This window comes from Streptomyces sp. LS-MS-L19 (assembly GCF_058382285.1).
In genome coordinates this window covers 9691155-9713578 of the sequence record NZ_JBYCLL010000001.1, presented here as the reverse complement: position 1 = coordinate 9713578, position 22424 = coordinate 9691155, and the positions used below count along the sequence as shown (strand labels likewise).

General features: G+C 71.7%; 19 protein-coding genes and 3 pseudogenes. 9 read left to right on the top strand and 13 right to left on the bottom strand.

Annotation, left to right across the window (positions count from 1 at the left end; genetic code table 11):
* Nucleotides 1-210 precede the first annotated feature (210 nt).
* From AC2XR2_RS43380 to AC2XR2_RS43370, 3 genes and pseudogenes are all read left to right on the top strand, one after another.
* A complete protein-coding gene (locus AC2XR2_RS43380; RefSeq protein WP_491518227.1) occupies nt 211-675 on the top strand; it encodes a cyclic nucleotide-binding domain-containing protein in 465 nt (154 codons plus the stop codon).
* Between the two features lie 44 nt (nt 676-719).
* The gene (locus AC2XR2_RS43375; protein WP_491518226.1) at nt 720-1379 is read left to right on the top strand and encodes a CBS domain-containing protein; all 660 of its coding nucleotides are present in this window, start codon (nt 720-722) and stop codon (nt 1377-1379) included.
* A gap of 105 nt (nt 1380-1484) precedes the next feature.
* A pseudogene (locus tag AC2XR2_RS43370) lies at nt 1485-1922 on the top strand (response regulator transcription factor); the annotation flags it as partial.
* Between the two features lie 22 nt (nt 1923-1944).
* Here the strand turns inward: AC2XR2_RS43370 and AC2XR2_RS43365 are convergent.
* The 3 genes from AC2XR2_RS43365 to AC2XR2_RS43355 form a co-directional block, all read right to left on the bottom strand.
* Nucleotides 1945-2727: a universal stress protein gene (locus AC2XR2_RS43365; RefSeq protein ID WP_491518225.1), complete on the bottom strand. Its 783-nt coding sequence runs from the start codon at nt 2725-2727 to the stop codon at nt 1945-1947.
* Between the two features lie 142 nt (nt 2728-2869).
* Nucleotides 2870-5239 (bottom strand): glycoside hydrolase family 65 protein, encoded by a 2370-nt coding sequence (locus AC2XR2_RS43360; protein ID WP_491518224.1) that lies wholly within the window; start codon nt 5237-5239, stop codon nt 2870-2872.
* A 257-nt stretch (nt 5240-5496) separates the two neighbouring features.
* Nucleotides 5497-6372, bottom strand: coding sequence for a universal stress protein (locus tag AC2XR2_RS43355; RefSeq protein WP_381301628.1), 876 nt, complete (start codon nt 6370-6372; stop codon nt 5497-5499).
* Between the two features lie 1238 nt (nt 6373-7610).
* On the opposite strand from AC2XR2_RS43355, the gene AC2XR2_RS43350 reads away from it, so the two are divergent.
* Both AC2XR2_RS43350 and AC2XR2_RS43345 read left to right on the top strand, forming a co-directional pair.
* On the top strand, nt 7611-8936 hold the full coding sequence (locus tag AC2XR2_RS43350) for a phosphoribosyltransferase family protein (protein WP_491518223.1): 1326 nt from the start codon (nt 7611-7613) through the stop codon (nt 8934-8936).
* 681 nt (nt 8937-9617) lie between these two features.
* A complete protein-coding gene (locus AC2XR2_RS43345; protein WP_391192005.1) occupies nt 9618-9878 on the top strand; it encodes a DUF1876 domain-containing protein in 261 nt (86 codons plus the stop codon).
* 282 nt (nt 9879-10160) lie between these two features.
* Here the strand turns inward: AC2XR2_RS43345 and AC2XR2_RS43340 are convergent, their stop codons facing one another.
* The 4 genes from AC2XR2_RS43340 to AC2XR2_RS43325 form a co-directional block, all read right to left on the bottom strand.
* Nucleotides 10161-10415 carry a hypothetical protein gene (locus AC2XR2_RS43340; protein ID WP_491518222.1) on the bottom strand — a complete coding sequence of 85 codons (255 nt, stop codon included), beginning with the start codon at nt 10413-10415 and terminating at the stop codon, nt 10161-10163.
* 46 nt (nt 10416-10461) lie between these two features.
* Nucleotides 10462-10977, bottom strand: a complete 516-nt coding sequence (locus AC2XR2_RS43335) for a hydrogenase maturation protease (RefSeq protein ID WP_491518221.1) — start codon at nt 10975-10977, stop codon at nt 10462-10464.
* A gap of 197 nt (nt 10978-11174) precedes the next feature.
* On the bottom strand, nt 11175-11597 hold the full coding sequence (locus AC2XR2_RS43330) for an Hsp20/alpha crystallin family protein (protein WP_381297800.1): 423 nt from the start codon (nt 11595-11597) through the stop codon (nt 11175-11177).
* A gap of 139 nt (nt 11598-11736) precedes the next feature.
* On the bottom strand, nt 11737-12459 hold the full coding sequence (locus tag AC2XR2_RS43325) for a CBS domain-containing protein (RefSeq protein ID WP_491518606.1): 723 nt from the start codon (nt 12457-12459) through the stop codon (nt 11737-11739).
* A gap of 270 nt (nt 12460-12729) precedes the next feature.
* Here AC2XR2_RS43325 and AC2XR2_RS43320 point away from each other — a divergent pair, with 270 nt between their 5' ends.
* A complete protein-coding gene (locus AC2XR2_RS43320) occupies nt 12730-13620 on the top strand; it encodes a universal stress protein (RefSeq protein WP_491518220.1) in 891 nt (296 codons plus the stop codon).
* A 262-nt stretch (nt 13621-13882) separates the two neighbouring features.
* Here the strand turns inward: AC2XR2_RS43320 and AC2XR2_RS43315 are convergent, their stop codons facing one another.
* Nucleotides 13883-14395, bottom strand: coding sequence for a DUF2231 domain-containing protein (locus AC2XR2_RS43315; protein ID WP_491518219.1), 513 nt, complete (start codon nt 14393-14395; stop codon nt 13883-13885).
* 164 nt (nt 14396-14559) lie between these two features.
* Nucleotides 14560-15276, bottom strand: coding sequence for a hypothetical protein (locus tag AC2XR2_RS43310; protein WP_491518218.1), 717 nt, complete (start codon nt 15274-15276; stop codon nt 14560-14562).
* A gap of 769 nt (nt 15277-16045) precedes the next feature.
* Here AC2XR2_RS43310 and AC2XR2_RS43305 point away from each other — a divergent pair.
* Nucleotides 16046-16711 (top strand): DUF4389 domain-containing protein, encoded by a 666-nt coding sequence (locus AC2XR2_RS43305; RefSeq protein ID WP_381297790.1) that lies wholly within the window; start codon nt 16046-16048, stop codon nt 16709-16711.
* Nucleotides 16708-17094, top strand: a complete 387-nt coding sequence (locus AC2XR2_RS43300; RefSeq protein WP_491518217.1) for a hypothetical protein — start codon at nt 16708-16710, stop codon at nt 17092-17094. Before AC2XR2_RS43305 ends, AC2XR2_RS43300 begins: the two co-directional genes overlap by 4 nt.
* A gap of 22 nt (nt 17095-17116) precedes the next feature.
* Here the strand turns inward: AC2XR2_RS43300 and AC2XR2_RS43295 are convergent.
* The 3 genes and pseudogenes from AC2XR2_RS43295 to AC2XR2_RS43285 form a co-directional block, all read right to left on the bottom strand.
* Nucleotides 17117-18030, bottom strand: a pseudogene (locus AC2XR2_RS43295) (universal stress protein).
* A gap of 145 nt (nt 18031-18175) precedes the next feature.
* A complete protein-coding gene (locus tag AC2XR2_RS43290) occupies nt 18176-19099 on the bottom strand; it encodes a carbamate kinase (RefSeq protein ID WP_491518216.1) in 924 nt (307 codons plus the stop codon).
* Between the two features lie 477 nt (nt 19100-19576).
* Nucleotides 19577-20488: a universal stress protein gene (locus tag AC2XR2_RS43285; protein WP_491518215.1), complete on the bottom strand. Its 912-nt coding sequence runs from the start codon at nt 20486-20488 to the stop codon at nt 19577-19579.
* A 130-nt stretch (nt 20489-20618) separates the two neighbouring features.
* On the opposite strand from AC2XR2_RS43285, the pseudogene AC2XR2_RS43280 reads away from it, so the two are divergent.
* A pseudogene (locus AC2XR2_RS43280) lies at nt 20619-20966 on the top strand (cyclic nucleotide-binding domain-containing protein); the annotation flags it as partial.
* Between the two features lie 463 nt (nt 20967-21429).
* Here the strand turns inward: AC2XR2_RS43280 and AC2XR2_RS43275 are convergent.
* Nucleotides 21430-22419 (bottom strand): Acg family FMN-binding oxidoreductase, encoded by a 990-nt coding sequence (locus tag AC2XR2_RS43275; protein WP_491518214.1) that lies wholly within the window; start codon nt 22417-22419, stop codon nt 21430-21432.
* Nucleotides 22420-22424 lie beyond the last annotated feature (5 nt).

The following is a 22424-nucleotide window of genomic DNA, read 5'->3' as shown; positions in this document are numbered from 1 at the left end:
GTGTTCCACCCCATTCCGCTCTGGCTTCCGTTGTGCCGATCGGCTCTGTCACCACCATCGAACCGCGGACCATGGGGTGGCACAGGGTGTCACCGGGGTGAAACACATCGCCGGGTGGCCTGTTCCTGGGGCCGGGTGGCCCATGGTCCGTACAGCCCCGCACGCACACACTGAAGGTGGTAGTTCCGTACGCCTTGCTGGAGGTACGCCATGAACGCTTCAGCAACCACGAGCATGCCGCGGGCGCTGACCGCCGAGCACCGGCAGAGGCTGATGCGGATCGCCCGCGAGGTGGCCTGCCCCGAGGGCACCCGGCTCTTCGAGGAGGGCGGCCGCGCCGACCGGTTCTGGATCATCCGCACCGGCACGGTCGATCTCGACATGCGCGTACCCGGTCGCCGGGCCGCCGTCATCGACTCCCTCGGGCACAACGAACTGGTCGGCTGGTCCTGGCTGTTCCCTCCGTACACCTGGCACCTGGGCGCCGAGACGGCTTCGCCGCTACGGGCGTTCGAGTTCGACGCCAATGCCGTACGGGAGATCTGCCAGGAGGACCCCGAGTTCGGCCGGACCATCGCCCGTTGGGTGGGCGAGGTCGTTGCCCACCGTCTGCAGGCGGCCCGCATCCGGCTGCTGGACCTGTACGGCCCCCACGGCAGCGGGCCCCGGCTGTGAACACCCCTGGCCGTCCAGAGTGCCCAAGCGATCAAGGAGACGCCGTGCACACATCCCCGCACATCGTCAGTGACGTGATGACCCGGTCGGTCGCCGTGGTCGGCCGGACGACTGTCTTCAAGGACATCGTGCGCACCATGCAGGACCGCAAGGTCAGCGCGGTGCCCGTCGTGGATGACGGGAACGAGGTCGTGGGGGTCGTCTCCGAGGCCGACCTGCTGCCCAAGGAAGAGTTCCGCGACAGCGACCCCGACCGGTACACGCAGCTGCGGCGGTTGTCCGACCTGGCGAAGGCCGGCTCGGTCACCGCCGGCGAGCTGATGACCTCACCTGCCCTCACCGTCCGGGCGGACGCCACGCTCGCACTGGCCGCGCGGGAGATGGCCCGGGCACGGGTCAAGCGGCTGCCGGTCGTCGACGAGACCGGGCACCTGGAGGGCATCGTCAGCCGGGCGGACTTGTTGAAGGTGTTCCTGCGGGACGACGAGGACATCGCCGAAGAGGTCAGGCGAGAGGTCGTCTCGTATCTGTTTCCTTCGCCCGCCTCGACGGTGCTGGTCGAGGTCCGGGACGGTGTCGTGACGCTCGGCGGCCGGGTCCACGACACCTCGCTCGTGCCCGTGGCGGCGCGCCTGGTGCGGGCGGTCGAGGGAGTGGTGGACGTTCAGTTCGCCCTGGACGGCCCGGACCGCACCGCGGTCTGAAGCGACGCGCTCTCATCACGGATCCTTCAAGGCCCACGGCCCAGGTACGGGTAGCCGCGCGCCCGCGCGTCCGTGTGCCACATCCCCCGGGAACAAGGGGTCGACCTGACTGAGGCACGCATGCTCTCGGCACCGGATCCGATCCGCGTCCTCCTCCTCGACGGCCACGGGGTCGTCCGACGGGGCAACGCCGACCTGCCGGCAACCGAGCCGGACTCCCAGTCGTCGGTGACGCCGGGAACGTGGGGCACGAGCTCGTGCGGGCACCGGCGGTGCGGCCGGTCGTGGCGGCCGTCCTGGACGTACGGCTGCCGCACGGGGGACGGCATCTCCGTCTGCCGGGAGCCGCGCGGCCGGATGCTGGCGGTCCCGGCGGGTCCCGCGACCACGGCCCGGCTGATGCGGTCCCTGCGTGCCGAGAGGGGCCCGTCGCCGCGCGAGCGGGAGATCCTCGGGCTGATCGGCGACGGCCTCACCGACCGCGTGAACCGCAAGAGGCGCCACCTGTCCAAGAAGACCGTCGAGAACGGCCCGTGTCGTCTGTCGCCATCTGGGCCGCCTGCCTTCATACCTTCCCGGAGGGCACCAGAGCGACGGAGCAGTGCGAGTACCGCAGGATCGCCCGGCCTTCCCGAACCGAGAGCACACCCGTCGTGCCGTTCCGACGCCGCACGCCCACCACGACGAGCTGTGCACCCACGCTGGTTTCGGCGAGGGCACGGTGACGGCGGCGGACCGGCCGCAAGCGCACGGTGACGTCCGGGTACCTCTCACGCAGCCCCGACAGCGAGCCGGTACCCGAGCGCCGGGCTGGGTGGTGCAGGACCACCAGATCCACGCCGCGCTCCGCGGCCTCGGCGAAGGCGAACTCGGTCGCCTCCCGAGCCGCCGCCATGTCCACCAGCACGACGGGGCCGGTTCCGTTCTGCCTGCCGCGCACAACCAGCACCGGACAGGACCCGTGAGCGCTGAGGTGCCCGGCGGTCGAGCCGTGCAGCAACCGGCGCAATCCGCGCACCCGATGAGTGCCCACCACGGCCAGTGACGCGGCACGCGCCTCGCGCTCCAGCACCGACACGGCTTCGCCCACCAGGACTTCACGGGTGATGACAAGCTCGGGCGCCACCTTGCGGGCCCGCCACTCGGCGTCGGTCAATGCCTCATTCACCCGGTCCCGCTGCCGCACGCCGTCCGGATCCCAGGGCGCCACACCAGCTGGCACCGGTCCCCAAGACCACACCAGGGCATGCGCCAACTCCAGTCCGACTCCACGCCGTTCGGCCTCGCGCGCCGCAGCCGCCAGACCGGACGGCGAACCGTCCACTCCCACCACAACCGGACCGTTCATGGCAGCTCTCCCTTCCAGACGTCCCAGCCTGCGTCCGCAGATGCCCTGCCGGCACTGGGCCGTACGGGTCCCATCGCCACACCGAACGGCCCCCCGACCGGCCCGGTGCCGGGAACCTCGGCGACAGCACGCGAGATAGCCGTCAGCTTCCGAGTACCATCCGGCCGGTCTCCCCCGGCTGCAGGCAGACCGTCCGGTCCGGCAGCCGCACGTCGATCGGTGAGCCGTCGGACGACGGCACCGCGATCTCCAGGAGTCCGCGCTCCAGCCTGAGTTGTACGCCCCAGTGGCCCTGATAGCGCAGTGCGAAGCCGTAGGAGGACAGCTCCGGCAACGGCACTGGATCGAGCCACAGCGCCCTGCCGCGTGTCTCCAGTCCGGTCAGCCCGCGCTGGACGAGGTCGAGGGTGCCGGCCATGGCGCCGAGATGGACTCCCTCACCCGTGGTGCCGCCCTGGACGTCGGCGATGTCGCCCTGGAGTGCCTCCAGACAGAACTTCCATGCCTCCGCGCGCCGGTCCCGGGCCAGCACCCAGCCGTGCACCAGCCCGCTGAGCGTGGAACCGTGGCTGGTGCGCCGCAGGTAGTGGTCGACCGTGCGCCGCCAGATGTCCTCGTCGAGCCGCAGCCCCAACCGGCGGAACAGGCCCTCCAGTTCGGCCGGGGCGAAGAGGTAGCCGAGCATCAGGACGTCGGCCTGCTTGGAGGCCCGGTAGCGGTTGACGGTGTCGCCCTCCGACTCCAGGATCCGGTCGAGGCGCCGGATGTCGCCGTAGCGTTCGCGATAACCGTCCCAGTCGAGTTCGGCGAGGTCGCCATAGCCCTCGAACTGGCTGATGACACCCTCGTGGAAGGGCACGTGGAGCGTCCGCGAGACGTCCTGCCACAGTTCGAGTTCGCCGCTGTCCAGCCCTGCGCGCTCGACGAGTTCGCGTCGGCGCGGCTCGGGGAGCGACTCCAGCAGCTCCAGCGTGCGGGCCAGCACCCAGACGGCGGTGACGTTCGTGTACGCGTTGTCGTCCAGGCCGGGTTCCGCCGCGTCGGGATACCCGTCGTGGTACTCGTCGGGACCGACCACACCCTTGATGCGATGACGGCCGAGCGTCTCGTCGTAGACGGCGGAGTCCGCCCAGAAGCGGGCGATCTGCAGCAGCATCTCGGCGCCCTTGGTGTGCCGGAACTCGTCGTCGCCGCTTGCCTCGCAGTACTGCCACACGTTGTAGGCGATGGCCGATCCGACGTGGTGCTGGAGTCGGGAGTGGTCGGGCAGCCAGCGTCCCGAGCGCGGGTTGAGGTGCAGCTGCTGGGTCTCCTCACGCCCGTCACTGCCGCTCTGCCAGGGATAGAGCGCACCCCGGCGACCCAACTCCGAAGCGGCGGTGCAGGCCTGTTCGAGCCGGCGGTGCCGGTAGCGGAGCAGGGCGCGGGAGACCTCGGGGAAGTGCAGGTTGAGGTAGGGCAGGACGAACAGTTCGTCCCAGAAGACGTGTCCGCGGTAGGCCTCGCCATGCAGTCCGCGGGCGGGTACGCCGACATCGAGGTCGGCCGTGTGCGGGGAGAGCGTCTGCAGGACGTGGAAGAGGTGCAGCCGCAGGATACGGCCCGCCTCGCCCTCGACCTGGAGCTCCGCGCGGCGCCAGATCTGGTCCCAGGCCGTGAGATGCGGCTCCAGGAGCTCGTCGAAGCCCGGCGCCCGCTGCACCCGGTCGACGGCCGCGAAGAGCGGGTCGCTGATCGCCGGGTCGCGCGAGGTGTGCAGGGCGACCGTCTTGTCGACGACGGCGGTGTGCCCGGCGGCGAGATCCAGGTTCAACCGCTGGACGGCTCGCGGGACTTCGTGGCTGATCGTGGCGGCCGTACCGGCACGGAGGCGGGACGCCATGCCGATACGGATGTCGGAGGTACGGGTGCGGCAGCGCAGCCACACCGTGTCCGGGGCCGCCGTACCGGTGTGCGTGTGAGTGAGGTGGTGGCCGGCGAGGTCTCGGTAGCGCGGCACGCCGGAGTTGGCGACTCCGCCGTCGAGTGCCGCCTCGACGTCGAGCCTGGCGGAAAAACCCTCGGCGGTGAACTCGGTGCGCAGCGCGGCGAGATGGGAGTCGGCCATGTGCACGAGCCGCTGCTGGCGCACCGCCAGCACCTGGCCCTCGCCGAGGCCGTACCGCGTCCGCCGCTCCAGCAGCCCTGTGGACAGGCGCAGGGTCATGCGGTGCTCGAGCACGGTCGCGGTGTCAGGGGTGATCCAGGGCCTCCCGGACAGGCGGAAGCGCAGGGGCAGCCAGTTCGGTACGTTGACCATGTCCTCGTTCTCGACCTGATGACCGGCCACATCGGAGGTGAGGCGGTTGTAGCAGCCGGCCACATAGGTGCCGGGGTAGTGCACCTCGTCGGCGGCGCACTCGGGCAGGGCCCCCCGCGTGGCGAAGTAGCCGTTGCCCAGCGTGCACAGAGCTTCCCTCATGCGTTCGTCGGCGGGCTCGTAGCCCTCGTACTCCCAGGTCCAGTCGGTCACTTCGGCGCTCCTCGTGCGACCAGTTCTCCCAGGTCGGGTACGACCATCTTGGCTTCGTACCACCACAGCCTCTCCCCCGTGCCCGGGCCGACCGGCCGGTCCACGCCGATCATCAGGGCGCATCCGCCGCGGCGGGCCGTATTCGGGGTGAGGCCGGTCCAGGATGCCGGCGGTGTCGGGGGCGACAGCTCGCACGTTCCGCACCGCCGTTGCGGACGAGCTGCGGGACGTGTCGGGGGTTGACGGGTGCCGCACGGTCACGCCTGCTGCGGCACGACCGCGACCGGGCAGTCGGAGTGGTGCAGCAACGTGTGTGCCACCCTTCCGAGTTGGAGGCCGACGTGCCCGGTGCGGCGTTGCGCTCCGACGATCAGGAGGTCCGCGGCGGCCGACCGGGCCAGGAGCACCTTGCGCGCCGGTCCTTCGACCGTGCTACGACGCACCCGCACCCGCGGATGGTCCGCGACCGCCTCCTCCAGCAGGGAGTCGAGCAGTGCGGAGGCCCGCTCCTCGTGGCGGTGCGCTGGATCCTCCGCCAACTGGGGGTGGTCGGCGCCTTCGTGCGCGGGGCAGCGCCAGGCCCGGACGACGTCCAGGGTGCACCCGCGCGCCTCGGCCTCACGGAAGGCGAACCGCACCGCCTCACCGCTGGTCGCCGACTCACCCGCACCGAGCACGATCCGTTCGTGAGTGGCCTCGAGCCCGGCCTTGTCGCCACGGACGACGATCACAGGCCCGTGGGCACGGGCAGCCACCGCCAGTCCGACGGAGCCGAGGAGCAGACCCGCCAGCTCACCACGGCCGCGCGAGCCCGTGACCAGCACGGACGCATTGCGGCCTTCACGGAGCAGTGCGGCCGCCGCTTCCTCGGGGACCACCTCGGCGCTGACCTTCGTATCCGGATTCCGCCGACGGGCGCGCTCCGCCGCGGAAGCGACGACGTGCTCTGCCATCACCCGCTCAGAGGGGCGTCCGAGGCTGTCGGACGGAACGGTACGTTCGTAGCGTTCCCACTTCGAGGCGTACACCAGCCGCAACGGCAGACCGTGCCTGGCCGCCTCGTCGACGGCCCAGTCGACCGCCGTGAGGCTCCCGTCCGATCCGTCGACGCCCACAACCAGGGGCAGCTCCATCTTCCCCACCGCCTTTCGTCGGTCTGCACGGGAATTCAGCCCAGAGCTCCACTTTCACCGTGGCACCCGCAGCGGGGACACGGCAGGGGTGGTTCGGCCCCGGACAGGGCCGTTCGGCCCATACCGCACCATGTCTCACGGGACGAGGGCCACTCGGCCCGGTCGCCTGCCCGCTCAGCCCCTGGGGAGCCCGCTCTTCCGCTCGGACGCTGGAACGGAACGACAGCGAGTTTCCGGCACCGATGGATTCTCGCCAGGCGCACCTCTTCGAAGAAGCTCCCCACAGCCGCACCGGGACCACGCGGTCGCACGCCTCGGGGCGCGGGCTTCGTGGGCAGTGCGCACGGCCGGCGAGAGGGGCCGGGCGGCCCGTGACCGCCGGCCGGGCACGAGAGGTGCCGAGAGACTCTTGCCCATCGGTCTGCACTTCCGCGAGCACCGGCTGTACTCCAGCGTCATTGCCAGGGACCGACTGAGGTGCACCGGGCGCATGGCGTTCGGGCTCGTCGGCGGCCGCTTCGGGTACTACGGCGACTGGGCCGCAATCGGCGTATGGGCGTCCGACGTCGCCGGCGCGCCGGTCGACCCCTCTCCAGCACAGGCGTGCAGGATTCGAGCATTCAATGCGGCTGGTATGTCGTGCACCTCCAGGTCGTCCCGGGTCCGTGTCATCCGCACCGGATCGTCGACCCGTCGGGTGGCCCCGCCCGGATCCCGCCCGATCGGCCCCCGTCATGCTTCGCTGGCCCAAGTCACCTTCGGAGAGCGGCGAGGACGACGGGCGGAGCAATTGCGGCGGTGGATGAGCAATCCGCTGCGACGGCCCGACGAGGTCATCGACGCCTGGACCATCCTTGCGATGCGGGCCGTGGGCGCACCGCCCGGGCCTGCCGTACAGGCCGGTGCCCCGCTCACAGTCGGGCAGGACGACCGCGGAACCCTCATCACCGAACCGACCGGTCCGGTCGAGGCAGCGGCGCTTCGCCCGGTGGGACGGGGAGTGGGAACTGGTCGGCCCGCAGTGGGGTGGCCGCAAAGCCGATTGATCCCGAGATCAACGGCAGGTCGGCGTGAGCGTGTTCGGCCGTAGACAGGGCCCCATGGGTCCCTGGCCAGGGCCGAACGCCTCTGCCGCGCACCTCGGGAGCGCGCTGCAATGGAGGAAACAGGGAGGACTCCCTGCCCCGGTGCGGTGGCCGAGTCCGCCGCGCCGTGACGCTCGGTCGGGGGTGCCGCGTATGCGTTACGACGACCGCAGGGCAGCCGGACTACGGCTGGCCCGGTGCTTGGACTTCCTGCGCGGGCAGGACCTGGTGGTGCTGGGGCTGCCGCGCGGCGGCGTGCCCGTGGCCTTCGAGGTGGCCCGGGGACTGGACGTGCCGCTGGATGTGCTCGTGGTCCGCAAACTGGGGGTGCCCCGGCGGCCGGAGCGGGGCTTCGGCGCCGTCGGCGAGAACGGGGGCCGCGTTCTCAACCCGGACGTGCTCCAGGAGGCTGCATTGAGTCCCGCCGCCCAGGACGCCGTGGAACGAACCGAACGGGCCGAAGTGGAGCGGCGAGTCCGCCGCTATCGCAACGGACGCGTGCCCGTCCCCCTGGCCGGCCGCACCGTGGTCGTCGTGGACGACGGCCTGGCCACCGGTGCCACCGCCGAGGCCGCCTGCCGGATCGTACGTGACCGGGGCGCGGCCAGGGTCGTCCTCGCCGTGCCCGTGGGGCCGGCTGGGACGGTCGAGCGGCTGCGCGGGACGGCCGACCAGGTGATCTGCCTGCAGACACTCCGGTTCCTGGGTTCGGTCGGCACCTGGTACCGCGACTTCACCCAGATCTCCGACGCCGAGGTGGCCGCCCTGCTCGCCCGGGCCGGCCGTCCGGCAGCGGCGTCCTCGGTCACCCGACCAACGGCCGACCGGGAGCTGCAGGTGCCGGTCGGCAGGCTGGAACTGGCCGCACGGTTCGCCGCTCCCGACGCAGCCTCGGCGGTAGTGGCGTTCGCGCACGGCAGCGGCAGCAGCCGCCACAGTCCCCGCGACCGGTATCTCGCGGCCGCCCTCAGCCACGCCGGACTCGGCACACTCCTGCTCGACCTGCTCTCCGACGACGAGGAACGCGACCGGCACAACGCCTTCGACGTCGTGCTGCTGGCCAGGCGTCTGCACGCGGCCGCTTTGTGGCTGCGCCGCGAGATCGCTCTGCCGGTGGGCTTCTTCGGGGCCGGCACCGGTGCGGCCGCGGCCCTGGAGGCCGCGGTCCTCCCCGGCGCCGACATCCGCGCGATCGTCTCCCGCGGCGGCCGTCCGGGGCTGGCCAGTCCGGCGGCACTGGCGCGGGTGCGGGCCCCTACCCTGCTGATCGTCGGCAGCCGCGACACCCGGGTGCTCAGCCTCAACCGACTCGCCGCCGACCAGTTGCGTTGCGAGCACCGGATCGCCGTGGTCCCCGGCGCTGATCATCTCTTCGAGGAACCCGGAGCCCTGGCCACCGTGGCCGAACTGTCCCGGGACTGGCTCACCGCGCACCTCACCCGGCAGACGAACAGCACGCCGCCACGCCGGTGGGCATGATCACGGCCCAACCGTCCGGCCTCGACGGAGTCTCCCCTCGACCCACCGGGGGACCGCCCTTTCGGGGTCGAACATCCCCTCAGAACAAGCCCCTTGGGCCTCCCGCCCCACCTTCGGCCCACGGTGCACGTCACGCCTGGCGCAACGTTGCCACCTACCCGGCCGGACACGTCGGCCGCGGCCGCACTCACGCTCGGCACGGCCACGCGTGCGGGCACCGGGGCCGTGGGCAGCTCGTCGACGCCCTGCGCCGCCATTACCTCACGCCCCAGCTGCGCCGCAGTCTGACCCGCTGGGGGGCGGCACACCACCGGGAGGGGGTGCTGCGCGCCGCGGGCACCCCGACCGGCTGGCGAGTCGAACACAACGACAGCGGCACGGGGCACTGCGGAGCCGGGTCACCCTCACCTGGGAGGACGCCGGAGACCAGCCCCACCCGTCCGTGCGCCGGTGCCGCGTCCGAACGACCCCGGCAATGAGGGGCTACAACAGTCCACGGGGGACGGCCACACGGGTCGCGCAGGACGTGCCGATCCCCGAATGAGCCCGACAAAGACCATGCCGCCTCCCGGGTGGGCCCTTCGGCACTGGCCCGGCGCCCCAGATGCGCGCACCCTGAAAGAGGGCACAGAGTCGATCCGTCCGGTAGCCCGTGCCCGCACTTTCCGCTCGGGAGTGATCATGATGGAAGCCAAACAGTGGTCCGTGCAGATCTACATCTCCGAGGACGGCGACGACACGCATGCCAGGGCTGTCCTGACGACCGGAGACACGTCGACCGTCACCGGCCGGGGAGTGGCCCGCCGCAACCCCGTCGACCGCTCCATCCCGGAGATCGGTGACGAGCTCGCCGCCAGCCGCGCGCTGGAGGACCTGGCCATCCGGCTCCACGACGTCGCCTCCGACGACATCGTCCAGCTGGCGGGCCCGGCACAACCGTGACGGCCTGAGGGCGCGTCGCTCTTCGGCGGGCCGCTGCACGCGAGCCGCCGTGCGCAACCGGCCCTGAAGCGCGGTTGCGAGGTATCCGACAACACGGCCGGCCAGCGGCACAGCGCCGAAGGCCGTTCGGGCCCAGGGTAGTTGTACGGCGGCGGCCCGTAGGGTGAAGACGCCTGCCAGGCACAGCCGCAGTTCGCGGTTGCGGAGTTGGTGACGGCCGAGCAGGGGACGTCGTCCACACGGGCGCGCAGCGAGTTGCACAGCTGGAACCGGACGACGCGGTCAACGCCAGTCGGCGCGGTTCCGTGCCGCAGACCGGACGGGCCAGGGCCGGCAGGACCACGGTGCAGGGCCGTCACGGCGCCGCCTGCGCAGATCGGCCAGGCCCTGGAAGAGCCCGCAGTCGACGAGGACGCGGGCGTGGCCGCTCTCGACGAGGAACTTGCTGCCGGTGACCGCGCCGACTCCGCCCGGGAAGCTGAGCAGTGCGGGCCTGACGTGCGCTGCCTTGGGTTGCGCCGGGCGCTGTCGCTTCACGAACGGTCTCCTTGCCGCGAGAAGCGGGTGGAGCCCTTCCCGTCGCTCATGCCCGGACCCCGTCGGCCGTGCCCCGGGCCGCGGCGCCGCGGTGGCGGACGATGTCCGCCTCGACGTATTCGACCAGTTGGCCCACCGTCGCAGCGACCGGCTCGGACAGCCCGTGACCGAGCGAGATGTCCGCGCCGTCGACGGCGTACGCCACCAGGTGTCCCGGCAGCCGCCCGAGCGCCCGGGCCAGGTTGACGGCCGCACCCAGGCCGTGTGGACGCATCGTGCCCGCCCGCCACAGCGCCGCGCTGTTCAGTTCGAGGCGGTAGATGCGGCCGGGATGGCGCGGACGGGCGTGGGCGGGCTCCAGCACGACGGCCAGCTCCGCGTTCTCCCACAGGCGGATCAGCCGGGCCGGATCGGGGTCGCATTCGGCGAGCAGTGTGCCTGGGGGCAGGGGGCGTTCGTCGGTCCGCTCCCTCAGCCGGGAGAGCACCGCTCGGGCGACGCCCTCGTCATGGCGGCCCGGGTCGCCGACACCGATGATCGCGATGCGGGTGGAGACAGTCATCGTTCCTCTCCCTCCACTTCGGGTGTCTCCAGACTCGGCGGAGCGGAGCGTTCCGGTCATTGGGCCGAAGGACCTCGGGAGGGCCCGGCCGGCCCTGCCCCGAATCCGGAGCGCTGCACCTTCCTGGTCCGGACCGGCGTGTGCGCGGCCGGTGAACCGGCCGCGCACACGGGGTACGGCTGAGCTCCTGCCCGCACTCAGCCGTGCCGTACCGGTATGGTCTTCGTGCCCGTCTTCGTCTCGGGCACCGGGATCGTGACGGTCAGAACGCCGTCCTTGTAATCAGCAGTGGCCTCGTCGCCCCTGGCGCCGGCCGGCAGCCGGACGGACCGGGCGAAGGTGCCGTAGTGGAACTCCGTGCGGTGCTTCTGTGTCGACTCCTCGCTGCGCTCCGCCCGCAGGGTCAGAACGCCTTCCGTAACGGTGATCTCGACATCCTTGGCGGGGTCGATGCCCGGGAGTTCCGCCCGCAGCACGTACTGCTCCTCCGCCAGGTGCTCCTCGATGCGGATGCCGTGCAGACCAGGGACAGTGTGCGCCCCGGGGAAGCCGGTCTCGACCCAGCTGAACAGGTCGGGCAGGGTCGGCCAGCCCGGCAGTCGCTCGATCATGCCAGCCATCTCTTCCGCCTCCTCTTCTTGGCCATTTCCAGCGTCCCGCGCGGCGGCCGGGCGAGCGTGGGCCGACCGGTGCACTACTGGACCCGGAAGGCCTTGGCGTCCGATGTCCTTGCGCCGACTGCTGTTCGGGCCCTCCCCCTCATAACTCGCCGCCGACTCCCGATGGCTGCGTACGCGTGCCCGCGTCCGGCAGATCCGGGTCGAGGTCGGGGCGGCGGCGGGGGCTCACGAGGGCGCAGTCGACGTCCACCACACCTGCGACGGTCCGCACCAGGCGTGTGGTGACGGGCACGAGGCTGGTGTCAGCGATCGTTCCGGTGAGCGTCACGACCCCTTCGTGTACCTCCACCCGGATCGGATCCAGCGGTGCGGGGAAAAGAGGGGCGACGATCCCTCGTCGGACCCCCTCCGCGATGTCCTCGTCGTCCCGCAGGAAGACCGTCAGCAGGTCGGACCGGCTGACGATGCCCTGCAACTCGCCCTCGTCGTCAACCACGGGCAGACGTTTCACCTTGTGGAGCGCCATGATCCGAGCGGCCTGTCCCAGGGACGCGTCCGCGGGGACGGTCAGTGCCGGGGCGCTCATCAGCTCCTCGGCGGTCACCGCGCCGGCTTTCACCAGGTCGGCCAGGCGCCGCAGTTGGGTGTACCGGTCCGGGTCGCCGTCGCGGAACTCCTCTTTGGGCAGCAGGTCGGCCTCGGAGACGACCCCGATCACCCGGCTGTCGCCCTCCAGCACGGGCATGGCGCTGACGTTCCACCGCTGCATGGTCTTGACGATGTCCTTGAACGTCGCTTGGCGGCCGAGGGCGACGACGGTGCGGGTCATCACATCGCTCACGATGTGCGGAGTGCCGTGCATGGCATCCTCCAGAGTGTTCGCGTCGCGCGGCACGCTCACCCGCGACACCTTCAGACTCCGGCAGGGACCGGGCCGCGGCATGGGCCGAGTGGCCCCCTTCCGGGCTCTGGTGGGCTCCTTCTCCGGACATGGCCGGATCAGGCGCAATGGACCGTTCGACCCGCTGCCGAGGCCGTGCGGCCCCTGCCCTGGCTCGCTTCCTCGCCGGACCCTGGTGGTGCAGAGGTCCACCGGAAGGTGTGCGGACATCCATCCGGGGAGGTGTTGGCCGTGCTTCGCCCCGTTGTCGTTGGTGCGGACGGTTCACCCGAGAGCCTCGCCGCCGCCGACTGGGCGGCCGGAGAGGCATTGCGGCGCGGTCTGCCACTGCTTCTGGTGCACGCGTGGGAGGGTCTGCCGTCCGACGCGTCGTCGCTGCCCGAACTCGAGGCACCGCGACACTGGGCGCGACGGATTCTGCGCGGGTCCATGGACCGGCTCCACGAACGCCACCCGCAGGTCCGTCTCGGCGCCGAGCAGATCGCGCGGCCCGCCGCCGACGCCCTCGTCGCGGCAGGTGCCGAGGGCGAGTTGTTGGTTCTGGGCAGCAGGGCCTTCAGCGGGCTCGGCGGGTTCATGGCCGGTTCCGTGGCACTCACGACCGTAGCCCACGTGACCCGGCCGGTCATCCTCGTACGGGCCGACAGGACCGCTGAGGACGACCATCTGCCTGATGGGGACGGTCGGCCGTCGACGCGAACCCCGTACCGAGAGGTCGTGGTCGGTGTGGACACCGCGCACCCGTGCGATGAACTGCTCGCGTTCGCCCTGGAGAGCGCGGCGCTGCGCTCCGCGCCGCTGCGGGTGGTGCACGCGTGGCACGTGCCCTACGCGCAGAGGGCGGCGGTGGCCAGGATGAGCGCGGTGGCGAGGCAGGCCGCGGAGCTGGCGCTGGAGGGGATGCTTCGGCCGTGGCGGGAGAAGTATCCGAGCGTGCAGATTCAGGAACGCGTGGAGCATGCACGTCCGTCGCAGCTGCTACTGGAGGCCTCGCAGGGCGCCGGCCTTCTGGTCGTGGGCCGCAGAGTCCGGCCGCCCGGGCTCGGCGCGCACACCGGGCCGGTCACGCACGCCGTGATGCACCATGTGCGCTGTCCTGTCGCGGTGGTCCCGCACGAGTGACGCCTAGCTCCCGGTCCGTCCGCATCGGTCAGACCGAGGACCCTCGCCGAGCATCGGGGACGTGCAGCCTCTGCCGGCGGGTCTGCTGCCACCCGTGTGAGCGAGTCTGCTGCCACCCGTGTGAGACGGACTGCAACCGCGTCCAGGTCGACACCGCCGGCGGAGTCAACTCGATCGAGCGGTTCCCGGGCGACGGGGCGGACAGGAGCGCCATGCGAACCCATCCGCCCGCCTTCGACGTTCGGGGCGAGCCCGCGGCGGGTCAGTCGTCGTCCCCATGGCCGCCGATCGCCGTCTTGGAGTAGCCGTCGTGCCACGCGGCCTTCGCCCCTGAGTCGCCTATGCGGTAGACATCCACAACGGCTCCGGTGGCCACGGCGAGCGACAGAACCGCCACCGCGATGCGCACTGGCGTGGCGGACCAGCGCGCGCCACGCGAAGCACCGGCCGTGGCGTTGCGACGGCCCGTCCACCAGACCACGACCGCCAGCAGGAACAGGCCTCCGGCCCAGGGGAGCAGACCGTCGCCGAGCTCGGCGTGCCGACGCACCAGCGCATCGGCGGCGACGTGCTCCTCCAGCCACTCCCCGGCCCCCGTGGTGACCGGCACGCTCGCCAGTGTCACCAGCGCGAGAAGGGGCAGGACGAGGCCCATGCGCTGTGCCGCACCCGGCCAGGTCGCACAGGCCACGAGTGCCAGGGCGGCCAGGGGAACGAGCACGACGACGAAATGCACGAGCAGAACGTGCGCAGGCAGGCCGTTGACGAGGCTCATCGGGAAGTCTCCTTCAGCATGTTGGCCACGAAGGTGTTGATCAGGCGCGGCCAGCCTGGCACAGGAATTTCTCAGCTCCCTCTGAGGCCAAACACTCTTGATTCACTACAAAAAGGGCCACATCATGATCGGCAGTCGTCCGGAGGATCCGCCCCACCCGCCGCTCAGCCGTGGCTCATCGCGATGAATTCGCCGTGCCAGTTGTGGTACCAGACCTGTCCGGTGGAGGCGTTGACCGACAACATGCCGGTGATCACCCCGTACTTCAGCACGTGCAGTGTGTAGTAGCCGGGGAACGACTCCGTCCCGTCCACGGTGAGGCCGGTGTCCCGTCCGCGCAGCCACTCCTGGGCAATGCCGTGGGCCTGCCAGGCCGTGATCCGTTCCTGGGTCTGGCTGCCGTAGTGCATGCCGTAGTCAGTGTTCCACATCATCGCCGGCCCGTATTCGATCTGCACGGCGCCGTCAACCGGGTTGACGAGCACCTCGGTGGCCGGGCGGCCTCCCATGGTGTTCAGCTGGGCGTAGAAGTTGCGGGAGAACTGCATCACCTCACCGACCCGCAGTCCGAGCCTCCCGGCGAAAGCCTCGGCCCGCTGCCGCGCCTCCCCGAGGGTCTGCACCCGACTGGCGTTGCCCGCCAGGTACCAGTCACCCATCATGGCCCGGCCCATCCTGCCGGGTGCCCAGGAGCCCCCGTCGTCGCCGCCCATCATTGCGGAAGCCCCGTGACCACCCCACATGCCTGGCCCCCACCCGCTGGTCGGGCCGACGGTGGCCGAGACGGCGGGGACGGAAGTGGGGACAAGGCCGGAGACCACGCTGCCGGCCCCGCAGGCGCCCAAAGCCACCGTGCCGGTCAGGGCAAGGGTCGCAGCCATTGCGGATCGTGCACACCTGTATGTCATGATCCTCACCTGCCCGTTGCTCGGTCACGGGCCTCCAGACCGGGGCCGCGTCCGGCTCTGCCTCCAGCCTTCCGCCGCGCATGCCATCGCCCCAGGGGCCATCAGGCCCGCACCCGCAGCCGGACGGCCCACATGTGCGGGGACCGCAAGACGCCTGCTGATCACTCGGCACACAGCGCGACGCCGAACGGGATCGGCACCGCACCTCGTGGCCATGACCTACGGGAAACCGGGACCAAGTACGTCCCGCCCGCTCCCCCGCCCGGCAACCTGCGCCTTGTCGACCGGCGACGACCGGCAACCACCCTCATACGGCAGGCGGAGCCCGACCACGCGGGAGTCGGCCCTACGGCGGCGGCTTCCGCGGACGGCAGACCCCGGCCGCCGGTGCCGTGTCCTCCTCTTCTTCGACGCAGACGTCGGCCGCCGGGCGCCTGTGCACAACGGTCGAGGTCTCGCCGAGCACCGTCAGGTCAGGCTCGTGGTCGTCCTTCCCGTTCCGGACCGAAGGACCGGGGCCCGGCCTGATCCCCGGCCGTCCGTCCTTGCGCGTACCCGCCCCGCGCGCTCGCCGGTTTCCCTCGGAGCGGGACGACGCCCGCAAGCCGAGTGATCCTCCGACCGGGACCGATGGCCCTCGAACGGCCCCCACCGGCCCTCGCGTCGACGCTCACCCGAGGGTGACGCTGGGTTTGGGCCCAGCCGGCGCGTACGACGTCGTGGGCCGAAGGAGTTGATCACCATGACAACCCTGGCGGGAACCCCGGGCCGTCCCGTGCGCGTGAACGCGGTGCTCGACACGCCGCTGTCCCGGTGGCTGTGGCTGGTGAAGTGGATCCTGGTGATTCCTCATTACGTGGCGCTGTTCTTCCTCTGGATCGGATTCACCCTGGTCAGCGTGGTCGCGTTCTTCAGCATCCTGTTCACCGAGCGCTACCCGCGGTCCCTCTTCGATTTCAACCTGGGCGTGCTGCGCTGGAGTTGGCGCGTCGCCTACTACTCGTACGGCGCCCTGGGCACCGACCGTTATCCCCCGTTCAGCCTGGGTGAGGAACCCGATTACCCGGCGCGGCTGGACATCGCCCACCCCGAGCGGCTCTCCCGGGGGCTGGTGCTGGTGAAGTGGTGGCTGCTGGCCGTCCCGCACTACATCGTCATCGGGTTCTTCCTCGGCGGCTGGCACCTCGGCTGGTGGGACGGCGGTCTGGTCGCCGTGCTGGCGCTGATCGCGGCCGTGACACTGGCCTTCACCGCGAAGTACCCCCGCAGCCTGTTCGACCTGATCCTCGGGCTGAACCGCTGGGTGCTGCGGGTGGCCGCCTACGCCGCCCTGATGACGGATGTCTACCCGCCGTTCCGCCTCGACATGGGCGGAACCGAGCCGTACGAGCCCGAGGACCAGCTGTGACCGTCTTCCTGGTCGCGGCGTTCCTGATCACGCACGGGCTGCTGCACCCCGTCGTGTGGACGGCACCGCGGCAGCAGCCCGACGGCACCCCGGCACCGTTCGTCCCCGGGCACTCGTGGGCGCTCTCGGCGTCCGGTGTGCCCGCCGCGGCCGCCGGGGCCGTGGCACTGGCGCTCGCCTGGTACACGGCGGTCGTGTACGTCCTTGCCGGCGCCGGCGTTCTGGCGGGCGCGGGATGGTGGCCCACCGCGGCTCTGGTCGCCGCCTCGACCGGCCTCCTCCTCAAGGCCGTCTGGTTCGATCCGTGGCTCGGTTTCGGCGTGCTGCTGGACGTGGGCGTCGTCGTCGCGGTGGCCTGCACCTGGCCCGCCTCCGAGTACTGACTCCCTGTGGAGCGCGGGTGCTTCAGTCGTGCGGGACCACCGCGACCGGGACGGCGGCGTGCCGCAGCGCCGCATGCGTCACCGGTCCGATGTGTCCCCCGACGTGGGCTTTGCGGTTGCGTCGGCCCACGACGAGCAGGGCCGCGTCGCGGGAGACATGAACGAGGTGCCGGCCGCGCTGCCGACCACGGCCTGCTCGCGCACCTGGACGCCGGGGAACTTGTCCTTCCAGGGCTGCAGCACCTCGGCCAGCCGGCGGCGCACCTCTTCGGACGGCTCGGCGTCGGGCCCGGCGTCGAAGGCCGCTCCGTAGCCGTGGGAGGGCGGCGGAGTCCAGCCGTGCACCACCCGTAGGCCGGCCGCGCGGCGCTGGGCCGCCTCGAACGCGAACCCGACGGCGGCCTCACCGGGGTTCTCCAGATCCAGGCCCAGCACGACGTCGCGGAAGGGCGTGTCGGTGGACGCGGATCCCGTGGCGTCCGCCAGGTGCTCGTCCGCGGCGTCCTCACCGGCGCGTACAAGGACCACGGGCCGCTCGCTGCGGGCCACCGCGGCGAGCGCGACGGAGCCGACCAGGAACCCGACCACCCCGCTCAGCCCCCGGGAGCCGAGGACCAGCAGGTCGGCGTCCTCGGCGGCGGTCAGCAGGGCGACGGCGGGCGGTCCGGCGAGCTGATGCGTGGTGATCGGTAGATCGGGGTGGCTCTCGGCCAGCCGGGACCGGGCCTCGCGCAGCATGTAGGCGGCCCATTCGCGCCGCGCGTCGATGGCGACCGGGGTGAAGGCACCGACCAGGGGCGCGTAGGTGGGGGGCTGAGGTTCCCAGGCATGGACCAGACGCAAAGACGCTTCGCGCTGCACTGCTTCGCGGGCGGCCCAGTCGGCCGCGGAGAGGCTCTGGGGTGAGCCGTCGAGACCGACGGTGAGGGTGGACATGTGGGCCTCCTTCGGGGATGCACCCTCAGTCTCCGGTCCCACCTCGTGGGGCAGGAGGGGCCTGACGTCCCTGCTGGGGGCCGAACGGCCCACAGGGCGACTGTTTGTGACGTGGCATCAGATCAGCGGCCCGGCCCCACACTCGTCAGACCGCCGGCATCTCCGGACGGACGAGCGTGCCCGAGCGGCCGTGCACGATCTCGTACGCCGCATCGAGCGCGCCGATCGCGGCCAGGCCCCCGGTGCGTTCCACGAACCGGGCGGCTGCCTCGGCCTTGGGGCCCATCGAGCCGGCCGGGAAGCCGCCGCGGCGCAGCTCGGTGGGGGTGGCGTCGAGAACGGGCCGCTGCTTGGGGGTGCCGTAGTCGGCGTAGACGTTCGGCACATCGGTGAGGATCAGCAGGAAGTCGGCCTTGATGTCCTCGGCGAGCAGTGCGGCTGTGAGGTCTTTGTCGACGACGGCCTCGACGCCGCTCAACGCACCGGTGTCCTTGTCGGCGGTGACGGGGACTCCCCCGCCGCCGGCGCAGATCACCAGCGTGCCGATGTCGAGCAGGTCGCGGATCGTGTCGGTCTCCACGATCCGCTCGGGTACCGGCGAGGCGACGACGCGCCGCCACCCGGTGGTGTCCTGGGCGATGTGCCAGCCGCGCGCCCGTGCGCGTGACCGTGCCGCGTCCAGCGGGTAGACCTGGCCGACGTACTTCGCGGGGTGCCGGAACGCGGGGTCGTCGGCCCGGACGACGGTGTGGGTGACCAGCGCGGCGATCCGGTGCCCGGGCAGCGTGTCGTGCAGGGCGCGCACCAGCAGGGAGCCGATCATGCCCTGGGTCTGGGCGCCGAGCAGATCGAGCGGACAGGGAGCGCTCAGAGCGGGATCCGATGCGCTCTCCACGGCGAGCAGGCCTATCTGCGGGCCGTTGCCGTGAGTGAGGACGACCTCGTGTTCCACCGCGAGCGCGGCGATCGCGGTGGTGACGCGGTCGATGTTCCTCTGCTGGACGTTCGCGTCGGGGCGTTCACCTCGGTGCAGCAGGGCGTTGCCGCCGAGGGCGATGACGATACGCATGGTTCAGCTCTCCAGGGTGGTGACGAGAACGGCCTTGATGGTGTGCAGCCGGTTCTCCGCCTCGGTGTGCAGGAAGTCGGTCCCGCGTACAGCGGTCTCCGCTGTGGTGGAGGCACCCAGTTGTGGGCGGTGGCGCGCGGCACGTTGCGCCCCGGCTCGCGCCCCGGCCGGTCACGACGGAGGCGACCTCCGAGCCGAGCCAGCCGAAGAGGACGATGGCCCCGGCCGCGGAGATCGCGCCCAGCGCTGGCCCGGCTCATATGGTGCGAGGACCGATGGCAGGGCGAAGAGGCCGGTTCCGATGGTGCTGCCGATCACGAGCGCGGAGGCGGCGGGAAGGCCAAGTGCCGCCTGCGGGGCGGCTGGTGAACCGCCGTCGGCTTCAGGTCTCCTGGGGGCGTGGACACGGCTGTGCTCCTTGCGCCGGTGGTCGAAGGGAGGTCGATCCACGGAATGGTGTTGCCCCGCAGTGTGGATTCAGCCGTGCGGGACGACGGCCACGGGGCAGCCGACGTGGTGCAGCACCGCGTGCGTGACGGGGCCGATGTGGTTGCCCGGACGGCCGTCCCGCGTCCTGCGGCCCACGACGAGGAGGGAGGCCCCCGTCGCCGCGCGCACGATCTCGGCGGAGACCCTGCCTTCGGCCACGGTCTCGACGACAGGAACACCGGGGAACTTCGCACACCACGGACGCAGCGTCGCGACGACGGCGCGTTCCTGCGCGGCGAGCAGCTCCGGTCCGGGCACGGGGTCCGGTCGGCTGTCCTCGGTGAGCTCGGACGACGCGCTGAAGACGTGGATCGCGTGCAGCCTGGCCTCGCGGCGGCGGGCCGACTCGAAGGCGAACTCGATCAGTTCGTCACAGGGACGGCTGGTGTCCAGTCCGAGGACCACATCACGGTAGGGCGTTTCGGGGATCTCCTCGGGCGAGACGCCGTCCGCGGCCGGCAGGTGCTCGCCCGTCGGCCCCTGCCCCGCGCGGACGAGCACCACCGGACGCGGAGACCTGGCGACGACCCGCTGGGAAACCGAGCCGAGCACGAAGCCCGCGAAGACTCCGAGGCCGTGCGAGCCGAGCACCACCAGCTCCGCGTCCCCGGCCGCCTCGGTCAGCGCGGCAACCGTGGAGTGATGCTTCACCAGTTGCCCGTCGACCCGCAGCCCGGGGTGCGCGGCGCGGACGCTCCCGACCGCGGCGTCCAGGGTCTGTGTGGCCCATCCGACCTGAGTGGTGCCGAGCGGTACGGAGGCGGCGGGACGCGGGGTCAACTGCCAGGCGTGCACGAGCCGCAGTGGGACACCGCGGCGCTGTGCTTCCCTCGCCGCCCAGTGTGCGGCCGCGAGACTCGCCGCGGTTCCGTCGACTCCGGCGACGACGTGTCGCTCCATGGTGGGCACCTCCTGCATTCAGCCCTGTCTGTTCTCCGACGACCAGCGAACACCGCGCCCGTCCTCCGGCACAGGGCGCCGAAGGGCTCTCGTTGCTTGCCGACCGGCCCACTCCCAGGCCCCAGTGGCCCAGGGCGGACGCGCCGACCGCTTCTGGATCATCCGTACGGGCACGATCGAGCTCGACATGCGTGTGCCGGGCCGTCAGCCGGCCGTGATCGAGTCGCTGGGGCACGACGAACTCGTCGGGTGGTCCTAGCTGTTCGCCCTGCACTCCTGGCACCTGGGCGCCGAGGCCGTGACCCCGGTGCGGGCGTACGAGTTCGACGCCGCCGCGGTCCGCTCGATGTGAGCGGACGACCCCGAGCTGGGGCGGACGGTCGCGATGTGGGTGGGAGACGTGATCGCCCACCGGCTGCGCTCGGCCCGCACCCGGCTGCTGGACCTGTACGCACCCCACGGCGGCGGCCTCCGGTGAAACGGCGGGATCGACTTGTGCGGTCGTCGGTTCTCGGCCCTCCGCACGGTCCAGCCACTGGTCCGGGCAGAAGACCTCGTACCGGATGTGCCGGGCCGGAGCACCGTCACGCAGCAGCTGTGAGCGCACCGCGCGCATGAAGGGCACCGAACCGCACAGATGGACGTCCGCGTGCTCCGGGAGGTCCAGGCCGTCGAGATCCATCAGGCCGGTGCGGGCGCCGGGTTCGTCGGCGGCGTCCTGCTCGTACCAGAACCGGGCCCGGGCATCCGGCAGTTCACAGTGAGTGGTCGGCCGGAGAGCGGTCGGCGTGTCGCCTCGCCCTCCGGAGCCTCGGCCACCCTGGCGACCGTTTGACGGGCCCAGGTCGTGCCCAGGTCGTGCCCGGGCCCACGGCACGGCGGGAGGGCAAACGCGCTCCCGCACGCCCTCCCGCCCACGCCCGGCCCAGCCGCCCGGGGCTCTATGCGATGTCGAGGACTTCCCGGACGGGGCGGCGGGGCGTGGCGGGGCCCTGTGGTCCGTATCCGACGCGCAGCACCATCTGGACGTGGCCCGTGCCCGACACCGGATCGCGGGCCAGCAGACGCAGCTCGGGTGTCTCCAGCGGGTGGGACGTCAGGGAGGTGGCGAGGCCGGCGAGGGTGGCTTCGAGCAGGACGCGTTCCAGAGCCTGTCCCGCGACCAGCCAGTCGGCGTGCCCGTCGCCGCGGGTGCTGAGCAGTGCGAGGTGCGGGTGCTGCTCGAACGCGGTGGTACCGCGGTCTGCCACCGGCCGCCGTCCCGCGAAGTCGCGAAGGGGCGCCTTGCCGTCCCGCCGACGCGGCCCGAAGGCGTACTCGGGGACGCCGTCGGTGGCGACGTCGGCTTCCGCGCCGAGCCGGGTCCAGCGGCGCAGGTCCTCCGTCCCGCTGGGGTCCAGAACGTCGCGGCTCTCCGCGTCACGCACCAGTTCCAGCAGGGACTCGGTGTGCCAGGCCCCCGGGAAGAGCAGCTCGGCACCCTCCCGAGCAGCCGCTGCCCGCAGTGTGGCCCGTACGTCCTCCGGGATGTCCTTCTCCTCGAAGGGATAGCGGCTGGTGTGGCGCTGTCCGATCGCCGGATGCAACCGCGCGAGGTCGTCCCCGTCCGGCTCCGGCGCCGCGGAGGAGCCCAGGAGTACGGCGGCCAGCAGCAGCGGATCCGCGGGCTCGGGAAGCAGCCGTACCTCAGCGGTGATGTCGGCGTGTGCGGCGGCGACGCGCAGATTGAGCAGTGCCGCCCCGCACCCGATGTGCAGGGCCCGGTGGCCGGGGTCGGTGCGGTGCATGGCCCGCTCGAGATCGGCGCGCAGCAGCAGCACGCCCTCGTCGGGGACGAAGCGGAAGCTCCACGGCTGCGCGTTGTGCATGGAAGGGGCGGCCGTGGCGTCAGCGACCAGAGTGGTCACCGTTTTCGTGTCCAGCTGTGGCATGGCCG

Bases quoted from the DNA above. Each gene is read 5' to 3' on its own strand.
- AC2XR2_RS43380 (WP_491518227.1), top strand. From the start codon at position 211: ATGAACGCTTCAGCAACCACGAGCATGCCGCGGGCGCTGACCGCCGAG.
- AC2XR2_RS43365 (WP_491518225.1), bottom strand. From the start codon at position 2,727: ATGAACGGTCCGGTTGTGGTGGGAGTGGACGGTTCGCCGTCCGGTCTG.
- AC2XR2_RS43355 (WP_381301628.1), bottom strand. From the start codon at position 6,372: ATGGAGCTGCCCCTGGTTGTGGGCGTCGACGGATCGGACGGGAGCCTC.
- AC2XR2_RS43350 (WP_491518223.1), top strand. From the start codon at position 7,611: ATGCGTTACGACGACCGCAGGGCAGCCGGACTACGGCTGGCCCGGTGC.
- AC2XR2_RS43345 (WP_391192005.1), top strand. From the start codon at position 9,618: ATGATGGAAGCCAAACAGTGGTCCGTGCAGATCTACATCTCCGAGGAC.
- AC2XR2_RS43335 (WP_491518221.1), bottom strand. From the start codon at position 10,977: ATGACTGTCTCCACCCGCATCGCGATCATCGGTGTCGGCGACCCGGGC.
- AC2XR2_RS43330 (WP_381297800.1), bottom strand. From the start codon at position 11,597: ATGGCTGGCATGATCGAGCGACTGCCGGGCTGGCCGACCCTGCCCGAC.
- AC2XR2_RS43325 (WP_491518606.1), bottom strand. From the start codon at position 12,459: ATGCACGGCACTCCGCACATCGTGAGCGATGTGATGACCCGCACCGTC.
- AC2XR2_RS43315 (WP_491518219.1), bottom strand. From the start codon at position 14,395: ATGAGCCTCGTCAACGGCCTGCCTGCGCACGTTCTGCTCGTGCATTTC.
- AC2XR2_RS43310 (WP_491518218.1), bottom strand. From the start codon at position 15,276: ATGGCTGCGACCCTTGCCCTGACCGGCACGGTGGCTTTGGGCGCCTGC.
- AC2XR2_RS43305 (WP_381297790.1), top strand. From the start codon at position 16,046: ATGACAACCCTGGCGGGAACCCCGGGCCGTCCCGTGCGCGTGAACGCG.
- AC2XR2_RS43290 (WP_491518216.1), bottom strand. From the start codon at position 19,099: ATGCGTATCGTCATCGCCCTCGGCGGCAACGCCCTGCTGCACCGAGGT.
- AC2XR2_RS43285 (WP_491518215.1), bottom strand. From the start codon at position 20,488: ATGGAGCGACACGTCGTCGCCGGAGTCGACGGAACCGCGGCGAGTCTC.
- AC2XR2_RS43275 (WP_491518214.1), bottom strand. From the start codon at position 22,419: ATGCCACAGCTGGACACGAAAACGGTGACCACTCTGGTCGCTGACGCC.